Genomic DNA, 14,714 nt, shown 5'->3' with positions numbered 1-14,714 from the left:
ATGATTAAGCAATACCTGCAAGTTACTAAACCAGGAATTATTTTCGGAAATCTGATTTCCGTTATCGGTGGATTTCTCCTTGCGGCCCAAGGCCGCATTGATTATCCCCTGTTTTTCGCCACCCTCGTGGGTGTGTCGTTAGTCGTTGCATCTGGCTGCGTGTTTAACAACGTCATTGACCGCGACATCGACAAGAAAATGGAGAGAACCAAAAATCGGGTTCTGGTAAAGGGACTGATTTCGCTGAAGGTAACGCTGGTTTACGCATCGCTGTTAGGTATTGCGGGCTTTGCTCTGCTTTACATCGCGGCTAACCCGCTGGCCATGTGGCTGGCGGTGATGGGCTTCGTTGTGTATGTCGGTGTATATAGTCTGTACATGAAGCGGCATTCTGTTTATGGCACGCTGATTGGCAGCCTGTCTGGCGCGGCACCACCGGTTATCGGTTACTGTGCCGTCAGCAACCAGTTCGACGCTGGCGCGTTGATTCTGCTGCTGATCTTTAGCCTGTGGCAGATGCCGCATTCCTACGCGATTGCGATTTTCCGCTTCAAGGATTATCAGGCCGCCAATATCCCGGTTCTGCCTGTTGTGAAAGGCATCTCCGTTGCGAAACACCACATCACGCTCTATATCGTAGCGTTTGCGGTAGCAACCTTGATGCTGTCTCTCGGCGGTTACGCTGGCTATAAATATCTGATCGTTGCCGCAGCAGTGAGCGTCTGGTGGTTGGGTATGGCGCTGTCAGGCTATAAAAATGCGATTGATGACCGTGTATGGGCAAGAAAACTGTTTGTTTTCTCCATTGTCGCGATTACGTCACTGAGCGTCATGATGTCCGTGGATTCAATGGCACCCGCGCATGAAATCATGCTGACCTACCTGCGTTAATCACAAGTAGCGTTACATATATTAAGAAAAACAGGTGGCTTGTCCGCCTGTTTTTTTATGTCATGTTTTCTGCACGTCCCCTTCAGACCGTCATGCAATGTTGGAAAATGTTCCCTGCATTTTTTTATGTCGACCTTCCTGCTCTCCCCCCCCTTCGGGCCATCGCCAGCGACGTTGAAAAACGCCCCCTGCGTTTTTTTCTTTTCCCCTCCCCTACTTTCTCCTCCGCCAAATCACGTAACAAACCTATCGTTTACTGTCTGACCAAGAACGCACTAAAATAGTGGCAATTGCTTTTCAGAGGTACACATGAACGATAATAAAATGACCCCTGGCGAATTACGCGCCACATGGGGCTTGGGAGCCGTTTTTTCACTGCGCATGCTTGGCATGTTTATGGTGCTGCCTGTCCTGACAACTTACGGCATGGCCTTACAGGGGGCCAGTGAAGCGCTGATCGGTATTGCCATTGGCATTTATGGCCTGATGCAGGCTATTTTCCAGATTCCCTTCGGCCTGGCCTCTGACCGCATCGGCAGAAAACCTCTGATCGTTGGAGGATTGTTGATTTTTGCTCTCGGCAGCGTCATCGCTGCACTGAGCGACTCTATCTGGGGCATTATCCTTGGCCGGGCACTGCAAGGCGCGGGGGCAATCTCCGCTGCCGTTATGGCGCTGCTTTCCGACCTGACGCGTGAGCAGAACCGAACCAAAGCCATGGCGTTTATCGGCGTGAGCTTCGGCGTCACCTTTGCTATCGCGATGGTCGTTGGGCCTATCGTTACCCATGCCTTCGGTTTACAGGCGCTCTTCTGGGGCATCGCCCTTCTGTCACTCGCAGGTATTGTCATTACCCTGACGCTGATTCCTTCCGCACCTGAGCACATTCTGAATCGAGAATCGGCGATGGTGCGCGGCAGTTTCCGCAAAGTGCTCAGCAATAGCCGCCTGCTGAAGCTGAACATCGGCATCATGTGTCTGCATATTTTATTGATGTCGAGCTTCGTCGCCCTCCCCCGAGTCATGGAATCCGGAGGGTTAGCACCACAGGATCACTGGAAAGTCTATCTGACCACCATGCTGATCTCTTTTGCCGGCGTCGTGCCTTTCATCATTTATGCGGAAGTGAAAAGACGAATGAAGCAGGTCTTCATCGGCTGCATCGTGGTGCTGATCGCTGCAGAGGTTGTCTTATGGGCGGCGGGTAACCATCTTTGGCAAATTATCATCGGCGTACAGCTGTTCTTCCTGGCCTTCAACGTCATGGAAGCGCTGCTGCCATCGCTGATTAGCAAGGAATCACCAGCAGGGTATAAAGGCACCGCGATGGGCGTTTATTCCACCACGCAGTTTATCGGTGTGGCAATTGGCGGGAGCCTCGGCGGCGGACTGTTTGAGCTTTATGGCGCATCTGCCGTCTTTATGGCTGGCGCGGCCATTGCGGCCATCTGGCTACTCGTCAGCTTCACCATGCAAGAACCGCCTTATCTCAGCAGCCTCAGAATTACACTGCCTGATTTAGCGCTGCGCGATAGTGAATTGGAACAGAAAATACGTACCCAACCCGGCGTTGCAGAAGTTGTCGTCGTACCGGATGAACAGAGCGCCTATGTGAAGATCGACAACAAAAAGACCAATCGGCAGCAGCTAGAACAGCTGGTAGGACAGAACTAAATAGAAAGGCCAGCTTTTGCTGGCCTTTCTGTTCATCGGCGGCTGACTAAAAGTATCAATCGCGGAAGTTGGTAAACTGGAACGGCTGCCCCAGATTCCCGCCGCGAATCAACGCCATCACACCCTGTAAGTCATCACGTGATTTACCGGTGACGCGAACCTGTTCACCCTGAATCTGCGCCTGCACTTTCAGCTTGCTGTCTTTAATCAGCTTGATGATTTGCTTCGCCAGCGTCGTTTCAATACCTTGCTTCAGCTTCGCTTCCACGCTGTACGTTTTTCCGCTGTGTTCCATTTCTTCTGGGATATCCAGCGAACCGCCTTCAATACCGCGCTTAACCAGCTTTTCACGCAGAATATCAACCAGCTGTTGTACCTGAAAATCAGACTCGCTGGCCACTTTGATACTCTGTGATTTCTCATTCAGTTCAAAGCTGGCCGGAACATTACGAAAATCCCAACGGGTGCTCAGATCGCGCGTCGCATTTTCCACCGCGTTACGGACTTCCTGCATATCAATTTCCGAAACAATATCGAAAGATGGCATAATTCGCTCTCCTGACAAATTTGGCTGGCGAGCATAATAACCGCTCTTCTGCGATAAGCAAGATGCCAGACACAATCCCGATTTTTACTCGGCATCCGGCAAACAGGCCGAATAACACAAGATCGTGACATGAATGATAGCCTATCATGGCAGAACGACAGCGCCCGCATCAAATAGGGGAGACGTACATGAAAATCACCGTTCTTGGCTGTGGCGCGCTGGGTCAACTTTGGCTCGCTGCGTTACATCAGCAAGGGCATGATGTCCAGGGATGGCTGCGCATTCCGCAACCGTATTGTCCAGTCAATGTCACCATGTTGGACGGCCAGCACTGTAATCTCAACCTGACAGCGAACGACCCCGATCACCTTGCCCAAAGCGAACTTCTGCTGGTGACGCTAAAAGCCTGGCAGGTTTCCGATGCCGTTACCATGCTGTTGCCGCAGCTCAACCCACAGTGCACGATTCTACTTTTACACAATGGGATGGGCACACGGGAAGAATTACCGCCGCTACAACAGCCGCTAGTGCTCGGTATCACCACCCACGCAGCCCGACGCGACATCAATAACGTCGTACACGTTGCGGCAGGCACAACGCACATTGGCACATTTAACGGTGACAGCAGCCAAAGCCATTTAGCTGAGGTGCTGCATCAGGCCTTGCCTGATGTGGCCTGGCACACCAACATTAGCGCCACCTGCTGGCTGAAACTGGCGGCTAACTGCGTCATCAATCCGCTGACGGTGAAATATCACTGCACTAATGGCGAACTTTCTGCCTATCCAGAACTGATTGTGTCACTTTGTCAGGAAGTGGCCAGCGTCATGGAACGGGAAGGCTTCCATACATCGGGAGATAGTCTGCTGCTCTACGTGAATCAAATTATTCAGAACACGGCGGCAAACACCTCATCGATGTTGCAGGACATCATCGCTCAGCGGCATACCGAAATTGATTACATTACCGGGTATTTACTGCACAGAGCGCGCCTCCACGGCCTGACGCTCCCCGAAAATGCCCGTCTGTTTGACTACATTAAGCAAAAGGAAAATGATTATGACCGCATCGGCACTGGTGTGTCTGGCACCTGGTAGTGAAGAAACTGAAGCCGTCACGACCATCGATTTGCTTGTCCGGGCAGGTATTCAGGTCACGCTTGCCAGCGTAGCCAGCGATGGCAATCTTGAAATCGTCTGCTCACGTGGGGTAAGGCTGCTGGCGGATGCCCCACTGGCTGCCGTCGCCGATCGGCCTTTCGATGTGCTGGTGTTACCAGGTGGGCTGCAAGGTGCAGAGTGCTTTCGCGATAGCCCAATATTGGTGGAATGCATTCGACAAGCGCATCTGGAAGGGAAAATTGTCGCTGCGATGTGTGCAACGCCTGCGCTGGTGCTGGAATATCATCAACTGTTCCCCGTCGGAAACATGACGGGCTATCCTGCGTTTAAGGATAAGATTGCGCCAGAAAAATGGATGGAAAAGCGTGTCGTCTACGATCCGCGCGTGAATCTGTTAACCACGCAAGGGCCAGGCACCAGCATGGATTTCGCTTTGAAGATCATTGACTTGCTGCTGGGAAAAGAAAAAGCCGCCGAAGTCGCCGCACAGCTCATCCTGCCACCGGGTATTCATAACTATCGCGATTAACGTAGATGAAAAAGGCGCTTGCGCGCCTTTCTATATTACGGACGGTATACCTTCACATTGGTAAAACCTTGCTCACGCAGGTATAGCGCCTGCAAGCGGCTCATCACACCACGCTCACAATAGAGCAGATAGGTTTTGCTCTGATCCAAATCGCCAAACTGCGTACCCAGCTTGTAGAACGGTAAGGATTTGATTTCGACCTGATCAAGTTCAAGCGGCTTATCGTCCTGCTCATCCGGCGCACGGATATCCAGCAGCACGTCGGTTGGCGCAAATGACGCAACCGTTTCCACTTCAACCACGTCTTGCTTGGTCTGCTCGGCGATCTCACGGATATCAATATTCCGGGCTTCACTCACCACGCGATCCAGAATAGCAAAATCGAAGTGGCTTTCTTCTGCCTCAATCTTCGCTTTCACTGCCTTCACCGTCGGGCTTTTCGAGATCACACCACAGTATTCCGGCATCGTTTTGGCGAAATCTTCCGTCCCCAGTTCGCGAGCCTGTTTGATAATGTGTTCTTTATCATGAGAAATCAGCGGACGCAGAATCAGCGTGTCGGAGGCATTATCGATCAAACGCAGGTTGGTCAGCGTCTGGCTAGAGACCTGCCCTAACGCTTCACCCGTCACCAGCGCCTGAACACCGTAACGCTCAGCAACTTTGGAGGCCGCACGCACCATCATGCGCTTCAGCACGACGCCCATTTGGCCGTCGTCGACCTTCTCGAGAATTTCACCCACGACAGGATCGAAGTCGATAGCAATAAAACGCACCCGATGTGAGCTACCAAAACGGTTCCACAGATAATGGGCGACCTGTTTCACCCCAATCTCATGTGCTGCACCGCCAAGGTTGAAGAAGCAGTAATGCACGCGACATCCGCGACGCATCAACATATAGCTGGATACGCCGGAGTCGAAACCACCGGAAATCAGTGACAGCACATCTTCTTGCGTACCGATCGGGAAACCGCCGATACCTTCATAGCGCCCCTTAATCAGCAGCAGACGGTCCTGCTCGATTTCCAGATGCACGGTGACCTGCGGTGCAGTGAGGTTAACTCGCGCCGTTTCAATGTGCTGGTTCAAACCACCGCCGACGTAGCGTTCTACATCCTGTGAGCTGAATTCATGCTTACCGCGGCGTTTCACTCGCACACAAAACGTCTTGCCTTCCAACCGTTCACGGTACAGCACCAGCGCTTGTTCAAAGATATTGTGCACGTCGGTATAGGCGTGATCTTCAACTTCCAGAATATGGTGAATGCCGGGAATTCTTGTCAGCGCATCACGAATTGCCTCACGCTGGCTTTCGTCTTTGGCCCGAACTTCGATATGATCCCAGTGACGGACAACCGCCAGCGTTTCATCATAGTGTTTTAATACGTTGCGAATGTTTCCGGTTAGAATCTTGATAAAGCGCAACCGCACAGATTGGCTCTTGATGGTGATTTCCGGGAACAATTTAATGATAAACTTCATGGTGGCTGTCGTTACTTGGTCAGAAAGGCGTAAATAAATTTACCCTGAGCACTAAAATCACGTTATCGGTAAAATCAGCCAGAACAGGGATGATTTTACCAATAGCATCCAGGGCGCGGAGTATATCATTATATGAAGATATACTGTGCGCTTTAACCGTATAATTGTTGCGCATCCACGGATGACCACACGCAACACCACGCTCTGCCGCCACAAGCCAACGGCGTATAACACCAGGATTCTGAAACCACTATGCCTAAGAAGACCGAGCAGCCAGTCAGCTTTGAAAGCTCGCTGAACGAACTGGAAAAAATCGTTACCCGCCTAGAATCAGGCGAACTGCCGCTGGACGATGCGCTAAATGAGTTTGAGCATGGCATCCAGCTCGCTCGCCAGGGTCAGCAAAAACTGCAACAGGCAGAACAGCGCGTACAAATCCTGCTGAGCGACGATCCCGAAGCGCCGCTGTCACCGTTTACGCCGGATAACAACTCGCTATGACCGATTTCAGCACGAAACTGAATGCGCATTACCAACGCACTAACCGTATGTTGGGGCATTTCATCGCCGACCTCCCCTTTCAGAGTAGTCCACTGGTCAATGCGATGGAGTATGGCTCACTCTTAGGAGGCAAACGCCTTCGCCCGTTTCTGGTTTATACTACTGGCGAACTTTTTGGCATGCCGTTAGAGAGTCTGGATGCCCCTGCCGCGGCAGTCGAATGTATCCATGCCTATTCATTGATTCATGACGATCTGCCGGCGATGGACGACGACGATTTACGCCGTGGGCAGCCGACCTGCCACATCAAATTTGGCGAAGCCAATGCCATTTTGGCAGGCGATGCATTACAAACGCTGGCGTTCTCCATTTTGGCCGATGCACCAATGCCACAGGTCTCTGACCGCGATCGGCTGGCGATGCTCTCAGAATTGGCTCACGCCAGTGGCGTAGCAGGCATGTGCGGTGGTCAGGCTTTCGATCTGGAAGCGGAAGGTCATCAGGTCGATCTGGCCGCGTTAGAGCGGATTCACCGCCACAAAACCGGTGCCTTGATTCGCGCTGCAGTCCGACTAGGCGCGTTAGCAGCCGGTGAAGCAGGCCGCGACGCGTTGCCCCATCTGGATCGCTACGCTAATGCGATTGGGCTCGCTTTTCAGGTTCAGGACGATATTCTCGATGTTGTTGGCGACAGCGCGACGACAGGCAAACGTCAGGGTGCAGACCAGCAGCTAGGTAAAAGCACCTATCCCAGTTTACTGGGGTTAGATAACGCACGAAAAAAAGCACAGGAGCTCTATCAGGAATCACTGGCATCGCTTGACGACCTCGTCGCATCCAGCTCAATTCCCCTGAATATTGCCCCATTACAAGCGCTGGCGAATTTCATCGTTGAACGCGATAAGTAATTACCTAATGAGTCTCTAATGAGTTTTGATACCGCGAAGTACCCTACATTGGCGTTAGTGGAAACACCGGATGAACTTCGGTTGTTGCCGAAAGAGAGCTTGCCAAAGCTGTGCGATGAGCTGCGCCAATATTTGCTGGACAGCGTCAGCCGTTCAAGCGGCCATTTTGCTTCAGGGTTAGGGACGGTTGAATTAACGGTTGCACTGCATTACGTCTATAACACCCCTTTCGATCATCTGGTGTGGGATGTCGGCCATCAGGCTTATCCGCACAAGATCATTACCGGTCGTCGCGATCATATTTCAACGATCCGTCAAAAAGGCGGCTTGCACCCTTTTCCATGGCGTGATGAAAGCGAATATGACGTATTAAGCGTCGGGCATTCATCCACCTCAATCAGTGCCGGGCTGGGCATGGCCGTTGCGGCCGAGCGTGAAGGCAAAGGCCGCCGTACCGTTTGTGTGATTGGCGACGGCGCGATTACCGCGGGCATGGCCTTTGAGGCGATGAACCATGCGGGCGACATCAAATCCGATCTGCTGGTTGTGCTGAACGACAATGAAATGTCGATTTCAGAAAACGTCGGCGCACTGAACAACCATCTGGCGCAACTGCTATCCGGCAAGCTCTACGCCAGCCTGCGCGAAGGCGGTAAAAAGGTCTTATCCGGCCTGCCGCCGATCAAAGAGCTAGTGAAACGCACCGAAGAACACCTTAAAGGCATGGTCGTGCCGGGCACGTTATTTGAAGAGCTGGGTTTTAACTATATCGGCCCAGTTGATGGTCATGACGTCCAAGCACTGGCGCATACGCTGAAAAATATGCGCAGCCTGAAAGGCCCGCAGCTCCTGCATATCATGACGAAGAAAGGCAAAGGTTACGCCCCAGCCGAGCAGGATCCGATTAGCTGGCACGCCGTGCCGAAATTCGATCCGGCCAGCGGTACATTGCCGAAAAGCAAAGAAGGTGCCCAACCCACCTATTCCAAAATCTTCGGTCAATGGCTACAAGAAACGGCCGCCAAAGACAGCAAGCTGATGGCAATCACACCTGCAATGCGCGAAGGCTCGGGCATGGTGCAATTCTCCCGCGATTATCCACAGCAATATTTTGACGTCGCGATTGCCGAACAGCATGCCGTCACGTTTGCTGCCGGTCTGGCTGTCGGTGGTTATCATCCGGTTGTCGCCATTTACTCTACTTTCCTACAACGTGCCTACGATCAGGTCATCCACGATGTGGCGATCCAGAATCTACCCGTTCTGTTTGCTATCGATCGCGGCGGTATTGTTGGTGCGGATGGACAAACGCATCAGGGCGCGTTCGATCTCTCTTTCTTACGCTGTATCCCGAACATGATCATCATGACGCCTAGCGATGAAAATGAGTGTCGCCAGATGCTGCACACGGGCTATCACTACCAGAAAGGCCCCACGGCGGTGCGCTATCCGCGCGGAAACGGTACGGGTACGGCGCTGACGCCACTATCAGAACTGCCAATCGGTAAAGGCGTAGTGCGTCGTCAGGGCGAAACGATCGCAATCCTGAATTTCGGGACGCTATTGCCAGAAGCTCAGATTGCGGCAGAGAAGTTAAACGCCACGCTCGTCGACATGCGTTTTGTTAAGCCACTGGATGAAGCGTTACTTGAAGAGCTGGCGCAGTCCCACAGCACGTTTGTGACGCTGGAAGAGAATGCGGTCATGGGCGGCGCAGGAAGCGGCGTGAATGAGTTCCTGATGGCGAAACGCCTTGCTGTCTCGGTGCTGAACATTGGGCTGCCGGACGTCTTTATCCCACAAGGTTCTCAGGAAGAAATCCGTGCCGATCTGGGTCTTGATGCCGCAGGCATCGAGCGCAGAATCGCGCAGTGGATGGAATAAGCCGCTAACGATAACCGGGGTACATGGCCCCGGTTCAATAATGTCAGTCGTTCAATAACACAATAGCGTCAGAATATCGGCCAGTGATAGCCGATGAAGTAGATAATCCCCGCAGAGATCACCCCCGCGACAATATCATCGATCATGATCCCCATGCCGCCATGCACGTTGCGATCGAACCAGCGAATCGGCCAGGGTTTCCAGATATCCAGACAGCGGAAGACGACAAACCCTGCCGCCACCCATTGCCATTTATCCACCGGGATTGCCATCAGGGTAATCCACATGCCGACAAATTCGTCCCAGACGATGCTGCCGTGATCGTGAACGCCCATATCTTTCGCGGTCTGATGGCACAGGTAAACACCGATACAAATGCTCAGCATGACCAACAGCGAATACAATTCAAGCGGCAGGAACGACATGAGGTACCACAGTGGAATCGCCGCCAGCGATCCTACCGTACCCGGCATCCAGGGAGACAGACCGCTGCCAAACCCGGTTGCCAGCAGGTGCCACGGGTTACTCAGCCGTAAGCGGCGTTTTGCCACTTCAGCACCTTTCGCCTTGTTCGCAGAGTCAGTTTTGCTCGCTAAAATGGTCATACCCCTTCCAGTTCAGCTCGGTCGCTTTATTATCCCTGAAAAAGCGTAGCCCTTCAGAGGAAGGCCCGATTTGCCCGATGCAGGTGTAGTCAGCGCCGAGATGCCCCAAGGCCAGTTCCAGCGCACCACGGTTAATTTCCGGCACGGTGAAGCACAGCTCATAGTCTTCGCCGCCAGATAGCGCCCAACGCAACGCCTGTTCTTCATCGACGCAGCCCCGTAGCCAATCAGATTGTGGGATCGATTCCAGATTAATACGCGCGCCGCATTCGCTGGCTTTAAGTATATGCTGTAGATCGGAGATGAGGCCGTCGGAAAGATCGATGGCCGAGCTGGCCAGATCGCGCAACGCCTGACCTTGCAGGATTCTCGGCTGAGGACGAAGATGACGTTGGATCAATCCCTGACGTGCCTGTTCATCCTCAACGTGCAGGGTATTCTGGAGGATAGCCAGACCAGCCGCGCTGTCGCCTAATGAACCAGTAACATAAATCCAGTCACCAATTCTGGCTCCGCGGCGCGTCAACGCCCGACCTGCTGGCACCAGACCGTGGATAGTCAGCGTCAGACTCAGCGGGCCGCGCGTCGTATCCCCCCCGACCAACTGCATACCATAGTAATCAAGCAGTTCAAACAAGCTGTCGCTGTACGCGGATAGCCACTGGCTATTGCTTTTAGGTAGGGTAATGGCCAGAGAAAGCCAGGCAGGATCGGCGCCCATTGCAGCCAGATCGCTTAAATTGACCGCCAGAGATTTGTAACCCAAATCGGCGGGATCGATATCAGGTAGGAAATGAACGCCAGATACCAGCGTGTCGGTACTCACCGCCAGCATCTGCTTATCTGCCACCGTCAGTAACGCACAGTCATCACCGATGCCTAACTCAACATCGCGACGTGAACTTCGGACCCGATTAAAATAGCGGGCAATAAGGTCAAACTCACCTTCAACCATAACCTTTCCAGCCAGCCTATCATTCAAAAGCGATCAGGGCCGGATATCCGGCCCTGATTCGATTCATTTTACTTCTTGCCTTTCCGTACACTCGGAGCAGCTTTGTCCAGCACGCCATTCACAAACTTATGGCTATCTTCAGCACCGAAGATTTTAGCCAGTTCGATGGCCTCGTTAATCGCCACCTTGTAAGGAACGTCTTCGCGCTTGCTCAGCTCAAACATCGCCAAACGCAGAATCGCTTTTTCAACCTGTCCCAATTCCTCAATTTGACGAGACAGGAAAGGTGCCATCAGTTGATCAAGCTTCTCAGCCTGAGTGGCAACACCCGCCAGCAATTCACGGAAATAGGCAATGTCGACATCTTTGACATCCTGCTCGCTCAGGAATTGGTGTTCAACATCGGCAATATCATTTTTAGATAACTGCCAGGAGTAAAGCGCTTGAACCGCACATTCACGAGCGCGGCGACGAGCAGCAGGTTTCACGGAATTCCCCTTACTTAATCAGGCTTACTTAATCGCTTTCAATACATTAATCATTTCTAGCGCGGTCAAAGCAGCTTCAGCACCTTTGTTCCCCGCTTTCGTACCGGCACGCTCAATCGCCTGCTCAATGCTTTCCGTCGTCAGAACGCCGAAAGCAACAGGGATTTCACTGTCCATCGCAACAGAGGACAGGCCTGAGCTACATTCGCCAGCAACAAATTCAAAATGCGCTGTTCCACCACGGATGACCGTTCCCAGAGCAATCACGGCATCATATCCGCCATTTTTTGCGCTTTTAGTCAGCGCACGAACCGTCAATGGTAGTTCGTAAGCACCTGGCACCCAAACAACAGTGATGTTTTCATCTTTAACCTGACCGATGCGCTTCAGTGCATCAATCGCACCTTCCAGCAGGCTATCGTTAATAAAATGGTTAAAACGCGCAATTGCAATCGCCACACGGGCATCAGGAGTAGCAACAACACCTTCAATAACGTTCATAGCTTTCCTTGTATCTGGTCTTTATGGCCCGCAGGGGGGCGGATTCTATCATAATTTTTGTTGGCACGTATCCGGTTTTGTCGGACCTGCGCCACGTATTTACATACACGTCAGAATTTAGGTTTCAGGCGCAATCGCAAATCTGGGCCAACCTGGCGAACGTCTGCGATATCAAATTCCGGTGCCTGAGACAGCTGATCCAGTCCGGGCAAGAGGCACAGCGAACGGGCATTTTCACCTAACAGCTTGGGGGCAAGATAAACGATAAGTTCATCAACAACGCCAGCATTAAGCAGCGCACCGGCCAGACTGGCCCCGGCTTCGACCCAGACGGAGTTAATCTGCCGTCTCCCCAGCACCATCATCAACGCCACCAGATCAACACCGCCATTGTGCTGCGGTAGCATCACTTGTTCAACGCCCTGCGGCCACGCTTGTTCATCCGCCTGCACGCGCACCAGCCAGGTCTCACCCGGTTGGCTAACAATCCGATGCTGTGGCGTGACGCGCTGCTGGCTGTCCACAATCACCCGCACGGGCTGCCTGAGATCCGCTTCTGAATAGCGTTTCTGCACATCGGCCCCCAGCTCTGACCAGCGTACAGTGAGAGAAGGGTCGTCAGCTAACACCGTCGCACTACTGCTCAGAATCGCTGCACTCTCCGCACGAAAGCGCTGCACATCCTGCCGCGCCTGCGGTGAGGTGATCCACTGGCTTTCTCCCGACGCCATCGCAGTACGCCCATCCAAAGACGCCGCCATTTTAAGCTGCACGTAAGGAAAGCCCGTCCGCATGCGTTTCAGGAAGCCGACATTTACCTTCTCTGCTTCAGCCATCATCAAACCATGACTGACAGCAACCCCCGCTTGCTGTAAGCGATGCAAACCACGCCCCGCCACCTGTGGATTCGGATCCTGCATCGCAGCAACCACGCGGGAAACGCCAGCCGTAATCAACGCATCGGCGCAAGGCGGTGTTCGCCCATGGTGGCTACACGGTTCCAACGTGACGTAGGCCGTCGCACCACGTGCACGCTCCCCCGCCATTCTCAGCGCATGCACCTCAGCGTGTGGCTCACCAGCACGAAAATGATAGCCTTCACCGACAATTTCGCCATCACGAACAATCACGCAGCCAACATTAGGGTTGGGTGCTGTCGTGAAGCAGCCACGGCGCGCCAGCTCTAGCGCGCGCGCCATGTATAATTCATCCTGCGGCAAGTGGCCGTTTTCCTGAAAAGCGCTCATTCCCGAACCTCTTATTTCTATTGCGTCGACGCGACTTAATCCTGCAAACGCGCAATTTCTTCGCCAAATTCGCGGATATCTTCAAAGCTGCGATACACCGATGCAAAGCGGATATAAGCCACTTTATCCAGTTTTCTCAACGCTTCCATCACCAGGTTGCCCACCATCTTGGTAGTCACCTCGCGTTCTCCGGTCGCACGAAGATGAGATTTAATGTGATTAAGTGCCATTTCGACGTCATCAGAACTGACCGGCCTTTTTTCCAGCGCCTTCAGCATGCCGCTACGCAATTTATCCTCATTAAAAGGCTCGCGTACTTCATTGCTTTTGATGACTCGCGGCATCACCAGTTCAGCCACTTCAAACGTGGTGAAGCGTTCATGACAAACCAGACACTGCCGCCGACGACGTACTTGCGAACCTTCGCCGACCAGACGGGAATCAATGACTTTGGTATCAACAGCGGAACAAAATGGGCAATGCATGATGTGTCCTGACCAGTAATCCTTAAACGTAGCGACAGTTTACCCTGAATTAACGGACTAACCAAAACTCCTGATCCACGTTGCGAAGGGTTTCGCATCTCTTCCGGTAACAGGATGAAAAAAGCTGTCTCACCTATGACTTAGGCTTAATCACAGCTAAACTCAGCAACAGGGATCAACGGATCAATGAATAAAAACATCGAAAGGGGAACCACAGACATGAGAACCCGATATCGCGTACTGAGCTTCCTGCCAGCGCTAATTTTGCTCGCAGGGTGCGCTGAACAGCGCCAGATGCCCAAATTGCAAAATCAGATAGGCCAGCTCAATCAGCAATTACAAACGCTGACCGATCAGGCCACGGCATTAGAGCGACAAAATGCGTTGAATTCCCAGTCCACCTCCGGCGTTTATTTACTGCCAGCAGCGCAAACCAGCACTGTGCTGGAAAGCAGTATTGGCAGACTCAACGTGTCGTTACGCAATATCGAGACGGAAGCGAACGGAACAAGCGCGTTGCTGCACATTCGCACGGTTGATGCGAAGGGGCTACCGGCCTTTGGCGCACAGCTTGACTGGGGACGGCTCGATCCTGTGAGCGGGAAGCCTTTAGCTGGCGACACGCAAACACAGTCGTTTGTCGTCTCCCCTACTCTGTTACCAAAAGCCGAAGCGATTATTGAATTGCGCCTGAGCGGCCTGTCGCCGGAAGAACTCGGCTTTGTTCGTTTACATCAGGTTCAGGAAATACAGAGTCCGCCACCTGTTGCCGCCACCGAGTCCCCTTAGTAAACACATTTCCCAACGCTAAGATGCAAAAAACCCCGCTTCGGCGCTGAGGAATCCCCAGTAATGGGCGGGTAAAAAAAGACAGGCATAGAGTTTTGTGATCTA

At 52.7% G+C, this 14,714-nt stretch carries 16 protein-coding genes; 8 read left to right on the top strand and 8 right to left on the bottom strand.

The window, feature by feature from the left end; translation table 11 throughout:
• The gene (gene cyoE / locus ACIPUG_RS16215) at window positions 1-891 is read left to right on the top strand and encodes a heme o synthase (protein WP_010282097.1); all 891 of its coding nucleotides are present in this window, start codon (window positions 1-3) and stop codon (window positions 889-891) included.
• A 309-nt stretch (window positions 892-1,200) separates the two neighbouring features.
• Entirely contained in the window at window positions 1,201-2,565 is a 1,365-nt protein-coding gene (locus ACIPUG_RS16210; RefSeq protein ID WP_400339267.1) for an MFS transporter, read from the top strand.
• A gap of 55 nt (window positions 2,566-2,620) precedes the next feature.
• Here ACIPUG_RS16210 and ACIPUG_RS16205 read toward each other — a convergent pair whose 3' ends face one another.
• On the bottom strand, window positions 2,621-3,112 hold the full coding sequence (locus ACIPUG_RS16205) for a YajQ family cyclic di-GMP-binding protein (protein WP_014914521.1): 492 nt from the start codon (window positions 3,110-3,112) through the stop codon (window positions 2,621-2,623).
• A gap of 188 nt (window positions 3,113-3,300) precedes the next feature.
• On the opposite strand from ACIPUG_RS16205, the gene panE reads away from it, so the two are divergent.
• Both panE and yajL read left to right on the top strand, forming a co-directional pair.
• On the top strand, window positions 3,301-4,209 hold the full coding sequence (gene panE / locus ACIPUG_RS16200; RefSeq protein ID WP_205593631.1) for a 2-dehydropantoate 2-reductase: 909 nt from the start codon (window positions 3,301-3,303) through the stop codon (window positions 4,207-4,209).
• Window positions 4,172-4,762 carry a protein deglycase YajL gene (yajL, locus tag ACIPUG_RS16195; protein ID WP_014914519.1) on the top strand — a complete coding sequence of 197 codons (591 nt, stop codon included), beginning with the start codon at window positions 4,172-4,174 and terminating at the stop codon, window positions 4,760-4,762. The genes panE and yajL overlap by 38 nt, the downstream gene beginning before the upstream one ends.
• A 35-nt stretch (window positions 4,763-4,797) precedes the next feature.
• Here yajL and thiI read toward each other — a convergent pair whose 3' ends face one another.
• The gene (gene thiI / locus ACIPUG_RS16190; RefSeq protein WP_205567182.1) at window positions 4,798-6,246 is read right to left on the bottom strand and encodes a tRNA uracil 4-sulfurtransferase ThiI; all 1,449 of its coding nucleotides are present in this window, start codon (window positions 6,244-6,246) and stop codon (window positions 4,798-4,800) included.
• A gap of 252 nt (window positions 6,247-6,498) precedes the next feature.
• Between thiI and xseB the strand changes: the two genes are divergently transcribed.
• Genes xseB through dxs form a run of 3 tightly spaced genes read left to right on the top strand, consistent with a single transcriptional unit; the run spans window position 6,499 to window position 9,539 of the window.
• The gene (gene xseB, locus ACIPUG_RS16185) at window positions 6,499-6,747 is read left to right on the top strand and encodes an exodeoxyribonuclease VII small subunit (RefSeq protein ID WP_400339264.1); all 249 of its coding nucleotides are present in this window, start codon (window positions 6,499-6,501) and stop codon (window positions 6,745-6,747) included.
• On the top strand, window positions 6,744-7,655 hold the full coding sequence (gene ispA, locus ACIPUG_RS16180; RefSeq protein WP_014914517.1) for a (2E,6E)-farnesyl diphosphate synthase: 912 nt from the start codon (window positions 6,744-6,746) through the stop codon (window positions 7,653-7,655). The genes xseB and ispA overlap by 4 nt, the downstream gene beginning before the upstream one ends.
• 18 nt (window positions 7,656-7,673) lie before the next feature.
• Entirely contained in the window at window positions 7,674-9,539 is a 1,866-nt protein-coding gene (gene dxs / locus ACIPUG_RS16175) for a 1-deoxy-D-xylulose-5-phosphate synthase (RefSeq protein WP_400339262.1), read from the top strand.
• Between the two features lie 68 nt (window positions 9,540-9,607).
• On the opposite strand, the gene pgpA is transcribed toward dxs, so the two are convergent.
• The 6 genes from pgpA to nrdR form a co-directional block, all read right to left on the bottom strand.
• Window positions 9,608-10,144: a phosphatidylglycerophosphatase A gene (gene pgpA, locus ACIPUG_RS16170; protein WP_010299080.1), complete on the bottom strand. Its 537-nt coding sequence runs from the start codon at window positions 10,142-10,144 to the stop codon at window positions 9,608-9,610.
• Entirely contained in the window at window positions 10,119-11,099 is a 981-nt protein-coding gene (gene thiL / locus ACIPUG_RS16165; RefSeq protein WP_203450138.1) for a thiamine-phosphate kinase, read from the bottom strand. Before thiL ends, pgpA begins: the two co-directional genes overlap by 26 nt.
• A 68-nt stretch (window positions 11,100-11,167) precedes the next feature.
• Window positions 11,168-11,587: a transcription antitermination factor NusB gene (gene nusB, locus ACIPUG_RS16160; RefSeq protein WP_014914514.1), complete on the bottom strand. Its 420-nt coding sequence runs from the start codon at window positions 11,585-11,587 to the stop codon at window positions 11,168-11,170.
• A gap of 24 nt (window positions 11,588-11,611) precedes the next feature.
• On the bottom strand, window positions 11,612-12,088 hold the full coding sequence (ribE, locus tag ACIPUG_RS16155; protein WP_012773708.1) for a 6,7-dimethyl-8-ribityllumazine synthase: 477 nt from the start codon (window positions 12,086-12,088) through the stop codon (window positions 11,612-11,614).
• 110 nt (window positions 12,089-12,198) lie between these two features.
• A complete protein-coding gene (gene ribD, locus ACIPUG_RS16150) occupies window positions 12,199-13,335 on the bottom strand; it encodes a bifunctional diaminohydroxyphosphoribosylaminopyrimidine deaminase/5-amino-6-(5-phosphoribosylamino)uracil reductase RibD (RefSeq protein ID WP_400339260.1) in 1,137 nt (378 codons plus the stop codon).
• A gap of 35 nt (window positions 13,336-13,370) precedes the next feature.
• Window positions 13,371-13,820, bottom strand: coding sequence for a transcriptional regulator NrdR (gene nrdR, locus ACIPUG_RS16145; protein WP_010282042.1), 450 nt, complete (start codon window positions 13,818-13,820; stop codon window positions 13,371-13,373).
• Between the two features lie 219 nt (window positions 13,821-14,039).
• On the opposite strand from nrdR, the gene ACIPUG_RS16140 reads away from it, so the two are divergent.
• Window positions 14,040-14,609 (top strand): DUF3251 domain-containing protein, encoded by a 570-nt coding sequence (locus ACIPUG_RS16140; RefSeq protein ID WP_180774637.1) that lies wholly within the window; start codon window positions 14,040-14,042, stop codon window positions 14,607-14,609.
• Window positions 14,610-14,714: the final 105 nt, after the last annotated feature.

Origin of the sequence: Pectobacterium sp. CHL-2024, from assembly GCF_044751765.1 — a bacterium.
Taxonomy (GTDB): domain Bacteria; phylum Pseudomonadota; class Gammaproteobacteria; order Enterobacterales; family Enterobacteriaceae; genus Pectobacterium; species Pectobacterium brasiliense.
The sequence above is the reverse complement of the archived record's forward strand: the minus strand, read 5'-3'. Positions and strand labels throughout refer to the sequence as shown.